This window comes from Aeromonas sp. D3 (genome assembly GCF_027705025.1).
GTDB classification, from domain to species: Bacteria; Pseudomonadota; Gammaproteobacteria; order Enterobacterales; family Aeromonadaceae; genus Aeromonas; species Aeromonas salmonicida.
Genome location: NZ_JAPDBE010000017.1, coordinates 13048 through 26998, shown reverse-complemented (window position 1 = coordinate 26998; position 13951 = coordinate 13048). Strand labels below are relative to the sequence as shown.

Genomic DNA, 13951 nt, shown 5'->3' with positions numbered 1-13951 from the left:
GATGGCCTCAAGCAGATTGGTTAAGGCGCTCAGCGCCGACAGGTAACAGGCCTTCACGCTCTAACTTCTCAATCTGATAGGCCCGCAGCTCAGGGATTTCGTTACCCCACTGGTAGATTGCTTCGCGCTTGATGTTGAGCATTTCGGCCATTCGCTGGACCTGCTCAGCTCGCTTTTCGCCGAACTTGCTTAAGGCTTCGTTCTTGGTCATACAGCCCCCTGAATAAAAGTATGCTTATAGTATATTGAAAGAATGCTTCTATCAAGGCGGTATAAGATGACTTATATTTATTTTTTCAGGGGATGCGTGTGGAATCGGTAGGAGATCGGATCAGGCGGCTTCGAAAAAGCCTCGGTCTAACCCAAGTGAAGCTGGCGCAAATGCTCGGCATCAAAGCGCCAAGCGTGGTGCAGTGGGAAAGCGATAAAACAAACCTGAGCGGTGAGAACCTGCTGAATGCAGCAAAGCTGTTCGGGGTGACGCCTGACTACATCCTCTACGGCGGAGAGATTGAGCAATCAGCCGCGCCAAACATGGAGATGGCCCAGCCAGACATTCACCGGATCCCGGTGATCAGCTATGTGCAGGCAGGGGTATGGACAGCGCCGAACGAGATCCGCGAGTGCGATGGCAATATGGCCTATATCACTACCGATCTTGACTTGGGACAGCGCGCCTTTGCCATCGTGATCCGGGGCAACTCCATGGAACCGGAATTTACCGAAGGGGACCTGGTGCTGATCGACCCGGACGAACCGCTCCACCCTGGTGACTTCGTGGTTGCCAAGAACGGCGAAGAAGAGGCCACCTTCAAGAAGTACCGCCCCCGCGGCTACAGCGAAGACGGCAAAGAGATCTTCGAGCTGGCCCCGCTTAATGACGATTACGCCACCATGCGTTCGGATCGCCAGCCCATTCAAATCATCGGCACTATGGTTGAACATCGCCGAAGAAGAAAGCGCAGATAACAATTCCAATGTATCACCTAGCTGGAATAGTTTGGAGTGATTGAAAACTGTTATAAGTGAAAGGACTGAACAATTCAGCTCTAAATAGACAGCCAATTAAACAACCATAAATTCAACAATGGTGTCTTATGCATTTATTTTCTATAAGCTAAGTAAAACTTGTAAAAATAACATTGGATCTAAAAATAAAATCAAAGGATTAATATGAAAACAGTTCAATCATTATTAATAACAACCTTAGCTATTAGTGTTCTCAGTGGTTGTGCAGTGACACTGCCATTCAACAACCGCCTCTCATATCCAACATATCAAGAACTCCAAAAAGAAGCTGTAGATAAAGATTTGCCAGCGGTCATGATCACATGGGCCCCATCAAGCTTCCCAACCAGGATCGATGTTCAAGGTGCTTCTGGCTATGTGGGCAGCGCATCCCAAACCCGGATTCCGACCGGTGTCGCCATGGCAGCTAGGATCAGTGAAGCCATTAGCGCTTTCACTCAGGTTTCTCCAAATGGTCTTCCTTTACTGATTGATGTTATTGAAGCAAAGTCAAAATTCGAGTATTCAGCTGGCGTATTTAATGTAACCCCCTCTCTAGACGTAGGTGAGATAACATTCAAAGCCAAGCTTACCTTGGGCAAAAGTCAGTGGGTGAAAACCTATTTCTCACGTAAAAATGATCCATCCATAGGTGGTATGAGCGCTACAGGTATCTTGGAAGCAGCTTGGGACGATGTCGCATCCCAAGTGGCTAGAGATGTTGCAAAACAACTTCAGGCCGTGAAATAGAAACTACTGCACTCAAGCCCACCAGCACGGTGGGCTTTTTTACACCACAAAATATAAGAGCTCTTACTTTTTGCTTGCGCCAACAATGTAAGCCTACTTATACTTCATCCCAGATACACCAGTAAACGGGATGAACCATGTCGAACCAACAACGCAAAATCGTCTACATCGCAGGGCCAATGTCGGGCCTGCCTGACTGCAACCGCCCCGCCTTCCATGCCGAGGCCAACCACCAGCGTGAGCGTGGCCATATCCCGCTCAACCCTGCCATCCTCCCCGAGGGCCTGACCCAAGCCGAGTACATGGCCTGTTGCCTGCCCATGGTCATGCTCGCCGACGAGCTGGTCATGCTCCCGGGCTGGCGCGATAGCCTGGGCGCCACCGCCGAGTTCCACCTCGCCATGAAGTGCGGCAAAGTCATCCGCCAAGCCGAAGACGGCTTTGCCTGGTACCCCACCAGCCCGGAGGTGGCGGCATGAACCACTACGCCCAAGCGCTGGCCGAGCTGCAGGCCCAGCCTGACCACGAGCTCAAGCAGATAGGCGACCAATGGCAAACCCCAAAGGCGCTGGCCTGGGGCCTGTTCCACCAGTTCGCCCCCACCCTGGGGCCGGTGGTGCTCGACATGTTTGCCGACGACTGCAACCACCTGGTGCCGCACTACTACGATGCCGAAGACAACGCCCTCACCCAGGAGCTGGCCGCCGACCTGCGCCGGCTGGGGGGCGCGGCCTACGCCAACCCGCCCTACTCGCGCCCCTGCACGGATAGCGAAGGGAACCCCATCACCGGGATGGAGGCCATCCTCAACTACTGCCGCGAGCAACGGGCGCTGGGTGCCAAGATCATGTTGCTCATCAAGGCCGCCACCAGCGAAACCTGGTGGCCGGAAGATGCCGACTTCATCCAGTTCATCAGCGGCCGTATCGGCTTTGAGGTACCGAGCTGGTACGTGCCTCGCGACCCCAAGAAGGACAAGCCCAGCTCTAGCGGCTTCGCCTCAGCCGTAGTGATCTTCGACGCCAGCTGGCAGGGCGAGCGCCGCCCCGAGGCACGCCTGCGCCGTGACGACCTCATCACCACCGGCACCATCATCCTCGACATGATCCACCGCCAAGCGGTAGAGCTCACCCTGGCCGCCGATCACGTTATCCGTAACGCCACGCCCAAGCTGACCCCCGTGGTCACCCAGGAGCAACCCGCCGAAACAGAACCGGCCGCGGGGGAACCACCAGCAGCCGACGATAACGAGGCCAGCACCGCGTCGGCGGCCGAACTGGGCTATGCCGATGCCAGCAGCATCATGTCCAAACAGATTGAGTGTGTTGATCTCGGCGAAGAGCAGCAGGATACGGTCAGGGGTTATGTGCAAGGCTGGCTGGACGAGCCTTATCCACTCTCCGAGATCTTCTATCGGCTCGATCTGGCCGTCGCCAACCTGCTGGCCGGCAAGCCTATCCATCAGGGCTTTGTCATGGAAGATAACCGCGCCCCCACCCTGCCCCGCTGGCAGCGTCACCCAGCAGTGAAGGCGATCATCTACCAGATCGACGATGCCGACATCCTGACCCCAGCCAAGACTGCAGAGCTGGCCGCCTGGATCATCGACAACCTGACGGCCCCCGGCGATCTGCTGACGCTGGCCACCGCCAAGGCCGCCGAGCTGCTGGCCCAAAGCGCCGAGCCCACCAGCCCCGAGCCAGACCATGCCGAGCAGCAGCTCGATATGGTCGATGTTCCGGGACAAGAACCGGATGCCCACCAGGTGGCCGAGGAGTTCAGCACCAAGCCGCTCGAGGATTGGGCCTTCGACTACCAGAACGACGAGCTCAATCTGGGCGGCGCTGAGTGGTCGTGCTTTGTCGCCGTGCTGACAGTGCTCTATGGCATCAAGGAGCACTACACCGCCCGCGAGGTGGCCATCGCCATCTCGGTCAGCGACGAGCAGCTGATGGACGAATACACCACTCTGGACGAGGAAACCAAGGAGCAGCTGCGTCAGTGCGTCGCCATACTGGCACTCGTCGAGCGGCAGGCCCCTGCTATCACCGACTCGCAGCGTCAGGCTGGCGTGGCCGCCCTGCTGCAGGCCATCGAGGACAACCCCAAGATCCGCCGCCTCGACCGACAACGCATCCTGATAAACGCCATCACCCAGCAAGACGAGGTCGCAGCATGATCAAACGCACTGGTTTAACAGAGGAACAAAGCGCCAATAGTTTCAGCGATGAAGATCTGGTGGGAATGGTGTGCGGCAACAACCCACAGGCAAACGCATACCGTGAGCTGTTGGCATCAAGGCAAAGCCTGCTCGACTGCAAGCAACGGATCCAGCAGCTCCTTGCAGAGCGCAACAGCACCGGCCTTGCCATCGACAAGGCCATCCTCTCCGGCATCGTGCCAGAACAGCACCCTCTACGATCACGCCTTGAGCTGCTGGCCAACCACCACAAGCGCGAGCAGGCGCTGGCGGAGTTGTTGCGGCGTGCGCGCAGGTACGTTTCTCCGCTATCGCGCCCTGAGTCTGAAATACAGATCGTGCAGTCGATAGTGTCCAGCATCGACTCCGTGCTGGCTGGCCAGTTGCCGGATCCTGCTGTGACCGTAACCGAAACCATCCACACTGCACCTGAGCGGATCTGGTTGCAGGTTGGCGATCAGCTCCACTACCACAGCGAGCCGTTCCCATCAGATACCAGCGAAGTGAGCTGGTGCGCTAATTCGGTGATGGCCTGCGAGGTGCCCTATGTGCGGGCGGATCTGCTCACCCTCAGAGGCCATCCCGAGCAGTTTCTCGAAATGGTGAAGAAGATGAAAAAATGACCAAGCAGAAAACGGCCGGAATCACCATCCTGGCACTCAACACACTGGCCGCGCTCGTTGCGCTGGCACTGTTATAGGAGTGGGCGCATGAGCATCATTCAGGAGGTTGCCGAGTGGGTTCATGCCCGAACCGGCGGCGCCATCAGCGCAGAGGTGGCAGCGGCCTTCTCCCTCACGGTCAGCAAGGCCAGCATCGTGATGGGCCAGATACACAGGGAGGCCCGCTTCACCACCCGGGTTGAACACTTTTGCATGGTCGGGGAGAACGGCAGAGGGCGGCACACTCGCCGCCTCTTCGTGGACCAGGTGCGGGATCCGCAATGGCACAAGACGCCGGTGATTGGCATCAATGGGGATCAGGTCGTCCGGTTCGACAGCGTCACGGATGCCGAGACCAAGGGAGGCTTTGTCAGGGTCGGCATCACCCGCTGTCTTGCCGGCCAGCAGAAACAACACGGCGGCTACCGCTGGCAGATCGACACAACCAAAGGAGCAGGCCAATGCACCGTTACAGCTACACCCTGAATGCGGCCACAGAGTTGGGAGCCGCACCGGATCGCCTGACCGGAACTGTCGAGGCGCACCACCCGATGACCCACCAGCAGATCCGGCTGGCCGCCATCGACAAGGCCCCGGCCCAGTATCTGAATTTCAACGAACTGGAGTACCAGGAGATTGAATCCCCCCTGAATTGAATGCCCGGCCATGCTGCCTGGGTGTAACGAACCACGACTGTCCTGGAGGACACGATGCATATCAAACTTTACCAGCGCAATTACCGGGATGATCTCAAGCAGGCCATCCAGCAGGAGCATGCCGGCAACCATCAGGATGCGGCCCTCTCCTACAAGAAAGCCCAGCACCACGCCACCAGCGCCAACATGCTGGAGAAGGCCAAGCTCGCGATGGCCCGTCGTATCCACTGCCTCAAGCAGGCAAAGGATCCCGAATGGAAGCAGGTCAACGCCAAGTTCCAGCAACTCCATCAAGCCCTGGAGCATCGCTGATGGCCAGCCGCGGTATCAACAAAGTCATCCTGATCGGCAACCTGGGCCAGGATCCGGAAGTGCGCTACATGTCCGGCGGGAAAGCTGTCACCAGCATCACCCTGGCTACCTCAGAAACATGGCGTGACAAGCAGACCGGCGAGGCCAAGGAGCGCACCGAGTGGCATCGTGTCGTGTTCATGGGAATGCTGGCTGAGGTGGCAGGGAAGCACCTGAAGAAGGGCTCCCAGGTCTATGCGGAGGGCAAACTGCGGACTCGCAAATGGCAGGATCAGAGCGGCCAGGAGCGCTACACCACCGAGGTGCTGGTCGACAGCTTCACCGGTGTGATGCAGATGTTGGGAGGGAATGGAGGAGGGAAACAGCAGGGAGCAAGCGGTCAGCCAAGGCCAACCCAACAACCGGCGCAGTCGCCGGCCTACACCGAACCACCCATCGATTATGACGACGATCTGCCGTTCTAGGCCAACGAAAGACAGTGGCCCCATGGGGCCGATCTTCTAGCCGTGAGGCGTAAAGGAGACATGAATATGCATCAGAAAGTGGTTGTGATGGAACGCCCCAGTTGGGTTCTGCCTCGAGTTTTGGGGGAGATGTTCGGGTACACTGAGAAGGCCATCAGCGAGAAGCGGAAGAAGGGCCAGCTTATAGAGGGGGTCCACTACAAGTTGGCCCCGGATGGGAAGTATGTCTATCACTGGCGGAGATATGAGGATTGGCTGACCGGAACCAAGAACTGATCGACATCGTTGCGGTAACACCAGGTGTCGAACTACACGGCAAGAGCCTTCGCATCGACTTCCGCTTCCACGGAAAGCGATGCCGGGAAACGCTCAACATGCCGGCCACCAAAGCCAACATCAAGCATGCCTCCCGAAAACGGGAGGCCATCCTGCACGAGATTGCCATCGGGGTGTTCGACTACGCCAAGCACTTCCCAGACAGCAAGAATGCCCACCGGTTCGCTGGCACGACTGCAAGCCGTGACATTTCGCTAGGTGACCTAGTGGAGCACTACCTGAAGATCAAGGATGTGGACATCGGCGATAACGCCCGTGGTCGCTATCGCTCCATTCTGGGGATGATGGCCGCCGACCTGGACAACACCCGGATCGTCAGCACCTTCCGGACCGAAGACCTGCAACAATGGCGCCGGTACCTGATGACCGAGCCGCGGAACAGAACCAGCAAGCCCTTGGCTCCGAGATCGGTCAACTACTACATGATGGTCGCCGCTGGGCTGTTCAACTTCGCCAAGCAGAACGGCTACACCCACCAGGACCTTTCTTCAGTGCTGACCAAGGTGGAAGTGATCCGGGATAAACCAGACCCTTTTGATCAAGATGAGTTCCGGCGCCTGCAGGAAGCAGCTCGGCACGATATGGATGCGATGTGGATCCAGCTCGCATGCTGGACAGGCATGCGTACTGGGGAGCTCTGCTCCCTAGCATGGGAGGATGTTGACCTGGAGCGCGGGGAGCTCCAAATCCGCCGCAACATCACCCAGGCCCGCAACTTCAAGGTACCGAAGACCGGACATGAGCGAACCATTGTACTCCTGCCCCCTGCAATCGAGGCGCTGAAGCGCATGCGGCCAATGACAGCCATGCGCCAGTCCCATTACATCAAGAAGACGTTGAGGGACCGCCGGCAGGTCGACGAGAAGGTCACGTTTGTATTTAGTCCAGACGTCACCAGCAAGACGCCCGGGCTCAGTATCTGCTACACAGCCTTCACCTTGGGCGACAAATGGGACAGGTTGATAAAGAGGGCTGGCATTCGCCGCCGAACCCAATACCATATGCGCCATACATTTGCTTGCTGGATGCTAACCGCGGGCGCCAACCCTGAATGGGTTGCGTCATACCTGGGGCACGAGGACAGCACCATGGTGCGAACAGTCTATGGCAAATGGATCCCCGAGCAAGACCGCGACGAAGCGGACAGGGTTTGGGGCAGGCTTGGGGCCAGCTTTTCTGATTTGGCCCCAATACAGCCCCAAGATTTCACAGCAACACAATAACAACCTGTAAATTAAAGAGAATTAGCCAATGGCTCAATTTATTTACACCATGAACCGGGTCGGCAAGGTAGTGCCGCCCAAGCGTCATATCCTCAAGAACATCTCCTTGAGCTTCTTCCCGGGCGCCAAGATAGGCGTACTGGGCCTGAACGGTGCCGGTAAGTCCACCCTGCTGCGCATCATGGCCGGCATAGATACCGAGATCGAAGGGGAAGCCCGTCCGCAGCCCGGCATCAAGATCGGCTACCTGCCCCAGGAGCCCAAGCTGGATCCGGAGCAGACAGTCCGTGAAGCGGTGGAAGAGGCGGTAGGCGACGTCAAGCGCGCCATGGCTCGCCTCGACGAGGTCTATGCGGCCTACGCCGATCCCGATGCGGATTTTGACAAGCTGGCCCGCGAACAGGGCGAGCTGGAAGCCATCATCCAGGCCCAGGGTGGCCACAACATGGAAAACCAGCTGGAGCGCGCGGCCGATGCCCTGCGTCTGCCGGCCTGGGACGCCAAGATCCAGCACCTCTCGGGTGGTGAGCGCCGCCGCGTGGCGCTGTGCCGTCTGCTGCTGGAAAAACCGGACATGCTGCTGCTGGACGAGCCGACCAACCACCTGGATGCGGAATCCGTGGCCTGGCTGGAGCGCTTCCTGCACGACTACGAAGGCACAGTCGTGGCCATCACCCACGACCGCTACTTCCTCGACAACGTGGCAGGCTGGATCCTGGAACTGGACCGCGGCGAAGGTATCCCGTGGGAAGGCAACTACTCCTCCTGGCTGGAGCAGAAAGATGCCCGCCTGGCCCAGGAGGCCAGCTCCGAAGCGGCTCGTCGCAAGTCCATCGAGAAAGAGCTGGAGTGGGTTCGTCAAAACCCGAAAGGTCGTCAGGCCAAGTCCAAGGCCCGTATGGCTCGCTTCGAAGAGCTCAACACCAACGACTACCAGAAACGCAACGAGACCAACGAGCTGTTCATTCCGCCCGGACCCCGCCTCGGCGACAAGGTGCTGGAAGTGGCGAACCTGCGCAAATCCTACGGTGATCGGGTGCTGATCGACGATCTGTCGTTTGCCATTCCGAAGGGAGCCATCGTCGGCATTATAGGCCCGAACGGTGCCGGTAAGTCGACCCTGTTCCGCATGATGTCGGGTCAGGAGCAGCCGGACTCCGGCACCATCACCCTGGGCGAAACCGTGGTGCTGGCCTCTGTGGATCAGTTCCGCGACAGCATGGATGACAAGAAGACGGTATTCGAAGAGGTCGCCGACGGTCAGGACATACTGCGCATCGGCAACTACGAGTTCCCGAGCCGCGCCTATATCGGCCGTTTCAACTTCAAGGGCGCCGATCAGCAGAAGCGGGTCGGCGAGCTCTCCGGTGGTGAACGTGGCCGTCTGCATCTGGCCAAGCTGCTGCAGACCGGTGGCAACGTGCTGCTGCTGGATGAACCGACCAACGATCTGGACATCGAAACCCTGCGCGCCCTCGAGAACGCCCTGCTGGAGTTCCCGGGTTGTGCCATGGTCATCTCCCACGATCGCTGGTTCCTCGACCGCATCGCCACTCACATCCTGGACTATCAGGACGAGGGTAATATTGCCTTCTTCGAAGGCAACTTTACCGAATACGAAGAGTGGAAGAAGAAGACCTACGGCGCCGAGGCGATCCAGCCCCATCGCGCAAAATACAAACGCATCACCAAATAAGGGTGACGGCGTCACAAGGGGAGCTTCGGCTCCCCTTTCTATTGCCTTTTGGCATACAATCCAAGACGGATGCCTTTGCATGGATGTATCGAAATGACGACCCAGACCCCCACAGAGAAGAAACTCACCATCCAGATCCGGGTCGAACCCGGCTGCCTCGGACCGGATGGCAAGGAGCACATCGAGACCTTCTGTGTCGCCGCCGCCAAGATCTTCGCCGCCATCTATCCCGAGCTGGTGAGCTGGGTGCTGATCCCGCGCTATGACAAGCAGTTGCCGGAGCAGGAGTTCTTCATCGAGGGGCGCAAGTTGACCGAGGAGCAGGCCAGTCTGTTCCTGCGTCGTGTCGGTAGGGAGCTGGGGGAAGTACAGGACAGACTCGACTCCGTGCTGGCCCAGCTGGTGGAGCGTTACTTCAAGACCCTCTGACGCGGCCTCTGTCAGCCATAAAAGGTTCTCTATCGAGGACCTTTTAAATTGCTCAAAAAGAAAACGTTTGAATTTATGCTCTATTCATTGATCCGCTTCGCAGATCCGGGGTTTGTAAACGCCGCCGCCTGTGTAAAAATGCGCGCGCTGTCACGGTATCAGGACGAGTCTGGTCACTTAGTCACCAGAAAAACAGCCCCCTTGCCCACGCATGGATGGGGTGCCGACTCTCCTGCTGCTTATTTCACGTCACCTATTGGAATCCAACATGAACCAACAACACCAAGCTGCCAATCAGGCCGCCGGGCAAGGATTGCTTGAGCGCCTGTTTGCCCTGCAAGGCCATGGCACTACCGCCCGCACCGAGGTCATCGCCGGGATCACCACCTTCCTGACCATGGTCTATATCGTGTTCGTCAACCCGCAAATCCTCTCTGCGGCGGGCATGGACACCCAGGCCGTGTTCGTCACTACCTGCCTTATCGCTGGCATCGGCAGCATACTGATGGGCCTGTTGGCCAATCTGCCCATCGCCCTGGCCCCAGCCATGGGACTGAACGCCTTCTTCGCCTTCGTGGTGGTGGCCGGCATGGGCTACTCCTGGCAAGTCGGCATGGGCACCATCTTCTGGGGTGCCATGGGTCTGCTGATCCTCACCCTGCTGCGGGTTCGTTACTGGCTGATCGCCAATATCCCGCTCACCCTGCGGGTCGGCATCACAGCCGGTATCGGTCTGCTCATCGCCCTGCTCGGCCTGCACAACGCAGGTATCGTAGTGGCGAGCCCGGCCACCATGGTGACGGTGGGCGATCTCACCTCCCTGCCCTGCCTGCTGGGGCTGCTCGGTTTCTTCCTGATCTGCATCTTCTCAGCCCGCGGCGTTCACTCCGCCGTGCTGATCGCCATCGTGGTGACCACCACCCTGGGCTGGCTGTTTGGTGATGTGACCTTCAAGGGCTTCGTCTCCATGCCACCGAGCATAGAGCCGGTATTCGGCCAGCTGGATTTGATGGGGTCGCTCGACATCAGCCTCGCCGGGATCATCTTCTCCTTTATGCTGGTCAACCTGTTCGACTCTTCCGGTACCCTGATAGGCGTCACCAACCGCGCCAAGCTGGCGGACGACAAGGGGCACTTCCCGCGCATGAAGCAGGCGCTTCTGGTGGATAGCGTGAGCTCGGTCGGCGGCGCCTTCATGGGCACCTCCTCTGTCACCGCCTTTATCGAGAGCAGCTCCGGCGTCGCCGTCGGTGGCCGCACCGGCCTGACCGCCATCGTGGTCGGCCTGCTGTTCCTGCTGGCGATCTTCTTCTCCCCCGTCGCGGCCATGGTGCCTGCTTATGCTGCAGCAGGGGCCCTTATCTATGTGGGTGTGCTGATGTGCTCCGAGCTGACCCGGGTGAAGTGGGAAGACCTGACCGAAGCTGTGCCCGCCTTCATGACAGCTGTCATGATGCCGTTCAGTTTCTCCATCACGGAGGGGATCGCCATCGGCTTTATCTCCTACTGCGTGATGAAGGCAGGCACAGGCCGCTGGCGCGAGATCAACCCCTGCGTACTGGTGGTCGCCCTGCTGTTCGTGCTCAAGTTTGTCTGGGTCGACAGCCACTAAACCTGACTTTCGCAAACAAAAATGCCCGTCATCGACGGGCATTTTTTATGGCGGACAGATAGCGGCACTCAACGGATGCCGCGGGCCTCGCGGATCCACTCCCAGGCTTGCTGGATCTCCTGGGTCTTCTCCTTCGCCATCTCCATCATCTCAGGTGGCAACCCCTTGGCGGCCAGCTTGTCGGGGTGATGCTTGCTCATCTCCTTGCGGTAGGCGCGCTTGATGTCCTGATCGCTGTCGCTCTCGCTCACCCCGAGCAACTGGTAGGCATCCTTGAGGCGATCCGCTGACGGCGCCTCCTGCCGATACTGCTGCCCGCCGTGCTCACCGCCCTGATACTGGCCGCCATGCGCCCGGTTGAAAAAGTTCATCTGCGCTTCGGCCATCGCCAGGATGCGGGCCAGCTCGATGCGGCTGAAGCCCAGCTCATCGGCGATGGTATGCAAAATGGCGCGCTCGTCGGCCTCGACCTTGCCATCGGCAAAGGCTGCCTGCAGTTGCACCTCCAGGAAGAAGCGCAGTATGTCCCGCTGCCCCAGGCTGGCACGACGGAACTCGGCCAGGGTTTCCCGCAACGGGAACTCGGCCTCCTTGCCCAGACGGAACGACTCCTGGGCGCGCGCTCGCTGATCCCCCACCAGTCGCATCCGATCCATCAGGTTGGAGGCAACCCGGATCTCCTGCTCTGTAACCTGGCCATTCGCCTTGGCGATATGACCCATGACGGCGAAAGTGGCATGGAAAAAGACCGCTTGTTGTTGCTGGCTGGGGCCACGTTGAAACACGCCCCGAATACCCATGCCCCGATCGAAACGATGGCCGATCCAGAGGCCAAGCAGGGCACCAAAGATGTTGCCGAGCAGAAAACCGAAGAAGGCGCCCAGCACCTTACCCCAAATACGCATGGTTCAAGACCTCGTGATGTTAATGAGTGCGTCGTTGCAGCTGATCATCCAGCTCGCGCAGCCGCTCAGTGGTGCCAATGTCGCGCCACTCGCCGGCCAGCATGGCGCCACCGACCCGGCCTTGCGCCATCCAGTCGCGCAGCAGGGGGGCCAGCTTGCGCGCCCCCGACGGCAAACCGGCAAAGGCGGCGGGGTCATAGAGCCCGACACCACTGAAGGTGAAGGCTGGCGCATCCAGCACCCGACCTGCGTGAAGCGAGAAATCCCCATGAGGATGCTGGGGCGGGTTGGGTACCAGCCAGAGATGGGCCAGATCCGTACCCAGTGGCTGGTTGACCAGGGTGCGATAGTCCAGATTGAGCCAGGTATCGCCATTGATCACCAGAAACGGATCGGCGCCAAACAGGGGCAGCGCCTGCACTATGCCACCGGCGGTTTCCAGCGCACTCGCCTCTGCCGACCAGTGAATGCTGACCCCGAACGCACTGCCATCACCGAGCGCTTCCACCAGCTTGTGGCCGAGCCAGGCGTGGTTGATTACCAGTTCAGTCACTCCGGCAGCCTTGAGCTTTTCGATATGGTGCACTATGAGCGGCTTGCCCCCTGCCGCCAGCAACGGCTTGGGCAAGGTGTCCGTGAGCGGTCGCATCCGCTCGCCACGGCCGGCAGCCAGGATCATCGCCTTCATGCCGTGGCTCCGGCCACTCGGGCCAGCCCGGGCAGCACCACTTGCTGCAACCAGGCACCGAAGCGGGCCAGCTCCGGATAGCTGGCACCATGTTGCTGGCACACATCCACCACATAGCCCAGGGTGCGGGGAATGTCCTTGAGGTAACCGGACTTGCCATCCCTGTGATAGAGGCGAGTGAAGAGACCCGCCGCCTTCAGGTGACGCTGCATGCCTGTCAGGTCGGCATAACGACGGAAACTGGCATAGTCGAGCCCGCCAAGCAGACCCGCCTGCTGCAGCGTATCGAAGCCGTGGCGCATGCCCTGCTCGATCACATCGTCGGGCCAGCGCACGTAACAGTCTTTCAGCAGGGAGACGAGGTCATAGCTGAGGGGACCTATCACCATGTCTTGAAAATCGATGATGGCCAATTCGCTGCCGTTTGGAGTATCACCACCACAGACCATCAGGTTGCGGCTGTGAAAGTCACGGTGCATCACCCCCTGGGGTTGAGCCAGATTGCTGGCAGTGAGGCAGGCAAACATATCATCCAGCAGCTGTTGTTCCGACTCGCTCAGGGCCAGCTGCAGATGATGGCCCAGCAGCCACTCGGGGAAAATACTGTTTTCACGGGCCATGAAGGCAGCGTCGAAGGGCTCCAGCGCCAGTGCTACCGCCCCCAGTCTGGGTAGCAAGGCGATGGCTTTGCCATACCAGGCCAGCACATTTTGTGCATCTAGACAGCTGATAAGTTGGGTATCCCCCAGATCTGTCACAGCCAGCAGACCATCATCATAGTCCACCCCCTTTACCTCGGGCGCCAGCAGCCCCATTGCATGCAAAGCAGAGGCATTGCGGACAAATTCATGATTTTTTTCGGTTTTTGGATTGGCATCCACCCACACCAGGCCACCGCCACGGTAGTAGCGGCGAAAACTGGCGTCACCGGAAATCAGGGTCAACTCAAGGTTGGCATCACCGGAAATCCGGCGGGCCCATTGCAATAGCAGGGAATCGCGATCGTACAT

18 protein-coding genes are annotated in these 13951 nt (G+C 58.9%); 14 read left to right on the top strand and 4 right to left on the bottom strand.

The window, feature by feature from the left end; genetic code table 11:
• Positions 1–7: 7 nt before the first annotated feature.
• Positions 8–211, bottom strand: coding sequence for a Cro/CI family transcriptional regulator (locus tag OKC28_RS11675; RefSeq protein WP_103857825.1), 204 nt, complete (start codon positions 209–211; stop codon positions 8–10).
• A gap of 92 nt (positions 212–303) precedes the next feature.
• On the opposite strand from OKC28_RS11675, the gene OKC28_RS11670 reads away from it, so the two are divergent.
• The 14 genes from OKC28_RS11670 to OKC28_RS11605 all read left to right on the top strand — a co-directional run bounded on the left by OKC28_RS11670 (position 304) and on the right by OKC28_RS11605 (position 11348).
• Positions 304–969, top strand: coding sequence for a LexA family protein (locus OKC28_RS11670; RefSeq protein WP_270689285.1), 666 nt, complete (start codon positions 304–306; stop codon positions 967–969).
• A 204-nt stretch (positions 970–1173) separates the two neighbouring features.
• Positions 1174–1758, top strand: coding sequence for a hypothetical protein (locus tag OKC28_RS11665; RefSeq protein WP_270689283.1), 585 nt, complete (start codon positions 1174–1176; stop codon positions 1756–1758).
• Positions 1759–1895: 137 nt separating this feature from the next.
• Positions 1896–2237 (top strand): DUF4406 domain-containing protein, encoded by a 342-nt coding sequence (locus OKC28_RS11660; RefSeq protein ID WP_270689281.1) that lies wholly within the window; start codon positions 1896–1898, stop codon positions 2235–2237.
• Entirely contained in the window at positions 2234–3937 is a 1704-nt protein-coding gene (locus OKC28_RS11655; RefSeq protein WP_270689280.1) for a phage N-6-adenine-methyltransferase, read from the top strand. Before OKC28_RS11660 ends, OKC28_RS11655 begins: the two co-directional genes overlap by 4 nt.
• A complete protein-coding gene (locus OKC28_RS11650; RefSeq protein ID WP_270689279.1) occupies positions 3934–4581 on the top strand; it encodes a hypothetical protein in 648 nt (215 codons plus the stop codon). The genes OKC28_RS11655 and OKC28_RS11650 overlap by 4 nt, the downstream gene beginning before the upstream one ends.
• Positions 4582–4668: 87 nt before the next feature.
• Positions 4669–5106, top strand: a complete 438-nt coding sequence (locus OKC28_RS11645) for a hypothetical protein (protein WP_128341960.1) — start codon at positions 4669–4671, stop codon at positions 5104–5106.
• On the top strand, positions 5082–5276 hold the full coding sequence (locus OKC28_RS11640; RefSeq protein WP_041211145.1) for a hypothetical protein: 195 nt from the start codon (positions 5082–5084) through the stop codon (positions 5274–5276). Before OKC28_RS11645 ends, OKC28_RS11640 begins: the two co-directional genes overlap by 25 nt.
• Positions 5277–5330: 54 nt before the next feature.
• Positions 5331–5588 carry a hypothetical protein gene (locus tag OKC28_RS11635; protein WP_270659359.1) on the top strand — a complete coding sequence of 86 codons (258 nt, stop codon included), beginning with the start codon at positions 5331–5333 and terminating at the stop codon, positions 5586–5588.
• Entirely contained in the window at positions 5588–6052 is a 465-nt protein-coding gene (gene ssb / locus OKC28_RS11630; protein WP_210558408.1) for a single-stranded DNA-binding protein, read from the top strand. Before OKC28_RS11635 ends, ssb begins: the two co-directional genes overlap by 1 nt.
• 66 nt (positions 6053–6118) lie before the next feature.
• Entirely contained in the window at positions 6119–6328 is a 210-nt protein-coding gene (gene xisR, locus OKC28_RS11625) for an excisionase family protein (protein WP_033130544.1), read from the top strand.
• Entirely contained in the window at positions 6304–7611 is a 1308-nt protein-coding gene (locus OKC28_RS11620; RefSeq protein WP_257707159.1) for a site-specific integrase, read from the top strand. Before xisR ends, OKC28_RS11620 begins: the two co-directional genes overlap by 25 nt.
• A gap of 28 nt (positions 7612–7639) precedes the next feature.
• Positions 7640–9307 (top strand): energy-dependent translational throttle protein EttA, encoded by a 1668-nt coding sequence (ettA, locus tag OKC28_RS11615; protein WP_017412471.1) that lies wholly within the window; start codon positions 7640–7642, stop codon positions 9305–9307.
• A gap of 93 nt (positions 9308–9400) precedes the next feature.
• The gene (locus OKC28_RS11610; protein ID WP_021138350.1) at positions 9401–9736 is read left to right on the top strand and encodes a hypothetical protein; all 336 of its coding nucleotides are present in this window, start codon (positions 9401–9403) and stop codon (positions 9734–9736) included.
• 268 nt (positions 9737–10004) lie between these two features.
• Positions 10005–11348: an NCS2 family permease gene (locus tag OKC28_RS11605; protein ID WP_042467256.1), complete on the top strand. Its 1344-nt coding sequence runs from the start codon at positions 10005–10007 to the stop codon at positions 11346–11348.
• Positions 11349–11416: 68 nt separating this feature from the next.
• On the opposite strand, the gene djlA is transcribed toward OKC28_RS11605, so the two are convergent.
• Genes djlA through OKC28_RS11590 form a run of 3 tightly spaced genes read right to left on the bottom strand, consistent with a single transcriptional unit; the run spans position 11417 to position 13951 of the window.
• Positions 11417–12253: a co-chaperone DjlA gene (gene djlA, locus OKC28_RS11600; RefSeq protein WP_256687528.1), complete on the bottom strand. Its 837-nt coding sequence runs from the start codon at positions 12251–12253 to the stop codon at positions 11417–11419.
• A 19-nt stretch (positions 12254–12272) separates the two neighbouring features.
• On the bottom strand, positions 12273–12941 hold the full coding sequence (gene murU / locus OKC28_RS11595) for an N-acetylmuramate alpha-1-phosphate uridylyltransferase MurU (protein WP_219615198.1): 669 nt from the start codon (positions 12939–12941) through the stop codon (positions 12273–12275).
• Positions 12938–13951: an aminoglycoside phosphotransferase family protein gene (locus tag OKC28_RS11590; protein ID WP_256687525.1), complete on the bottom strand. Its 1014-nt coding sequence runs from the start codon at positions 13949–13951 to the stop codon at positions 12938–12940. The genes murU and OKC28_RS11590 overlap by 4 nt, the downstream gene beginning before the upstream one ends.

Excerpts from the sequence above, each read along its gene's own strand:
- OKC28_RS11655 (WP_270689280.1), top strand. The coding sequence starts at position 2,234 with ATGAACCACTACGCCCAAGCGCTGGCCGAGCTGCAGGCCCAGCCTGAC.
- OKC28_RS11675 (WP_103857825.1), bottom strand. The coding sequence starts at position 211 with ATGACCAAGAACGAAGCCTTAAGCAAGTTCGGCGAAAAGCGAGCTGAG.
- OKC28_RS11645 (WP_128341960.1), top strand. The coding sequence starts at position 4,669 with ATGAGCATCATTCAGGAGGTTGCCGAGTGGGTTCATGCCCGAACCGGC.
- murU (WP_219615198.1), bottom strand. The coding sequence starts at position 12,941 with ATGAAGGCGATGATCCTGGCTGCCGGCCGTGGCGAGCGGATGCGACCG.
- xisR (WP_033130544.1), top strand. The coding sequence starts at position 6,119 with ATGCATCAGAAAGTGGTTGTGATGGAACGCCCCAGTTGGGTTCTGCCT.
- ettA (WP_017412471.1), top strand. The coding sequence starts at position 7,640 with ATGGCTCAATTTATTTACACCATGAACCGGGTCGGCAAGGTAGTGCCG.
- OKC28_RS11650 (WP_270689279.1), top strand. The coding sequence starts at position 3,934 with ATGATCAAACGCACTGGTTTAACAGAGGAACAAAGCGCCAATAGTTTC.
- OKC28_RS11610 (WP_021138350.1), top strand. The coding sequence starts at position 9,401 with ATGACGACCCAGACCCCCACAGAGAAGAAACTCACCATCCAGATCCGG.
- OKC28_RS11670 (WP_270689285.1), top strand. The coding sequence starts at position 304 with ATGCGTGTGGAATCGGTAGGAGATCGGATCAGGCGGCTTCGAAAAAGC.
- ssb (WP_210558408.1), top strand. The coding sequence starts at position 5,588 with ATGGCCAGCCGCGGTATCAACAAAGTCATCCTGATCGGCAACCTGGGC.
- OKC28_RS11660 (WP_270689281.1), top strand. The coding sequence starts at position 1,896 with ATGTCGAACCAACAACGCAAAATCGTCTACATCGCAGGGCCAATGTCG.
- OKC28_RS11635 (WP_270659359.1), top strand. The coding sequence starts at position 5,331 with ATGCATATCAAACTTTACCAGCGCAATTACCGGGATGATCTCAAGCAG.
- OKC28_RS11665 (WP_270689283.1), top strand. The coding sequence starts at position 1,174 with ATGAAAACAGTTCAATCATTATTAATAACAACCTTAGCTATTAGTGTT.
- OKC28_RS11590 (WP_256687525.1), bottom strand. The coding sequence starts at position 13,951 with ATGTACGATCGCGATTCCCTGCTATTGCAATGGGCCCGCCGGATTTCC.
- djlA (WP_256687528.1), bottom strand. The coding sequence starts at position 12,253 with ATGCGTATTTGGGGTAAGGTGCTGGGCGCCTTCTTCGGTTTTCTGCTC.
- OKC28_RS11605 (WP_042467256.1), top strand. The coding sequence starts at position 10,005 with ATGAACCAACAACACCAAGCTGCCAATCAGGCCGCCGGGCAAGGATTG.
- OKC28_RS11640 (WP_041211145.1), top strand. The coding sequence starts at position 5,082 with ATGCACCGTTACAGCTACACCCTGAATGCGGCCACAGAGTTGGGAGCC.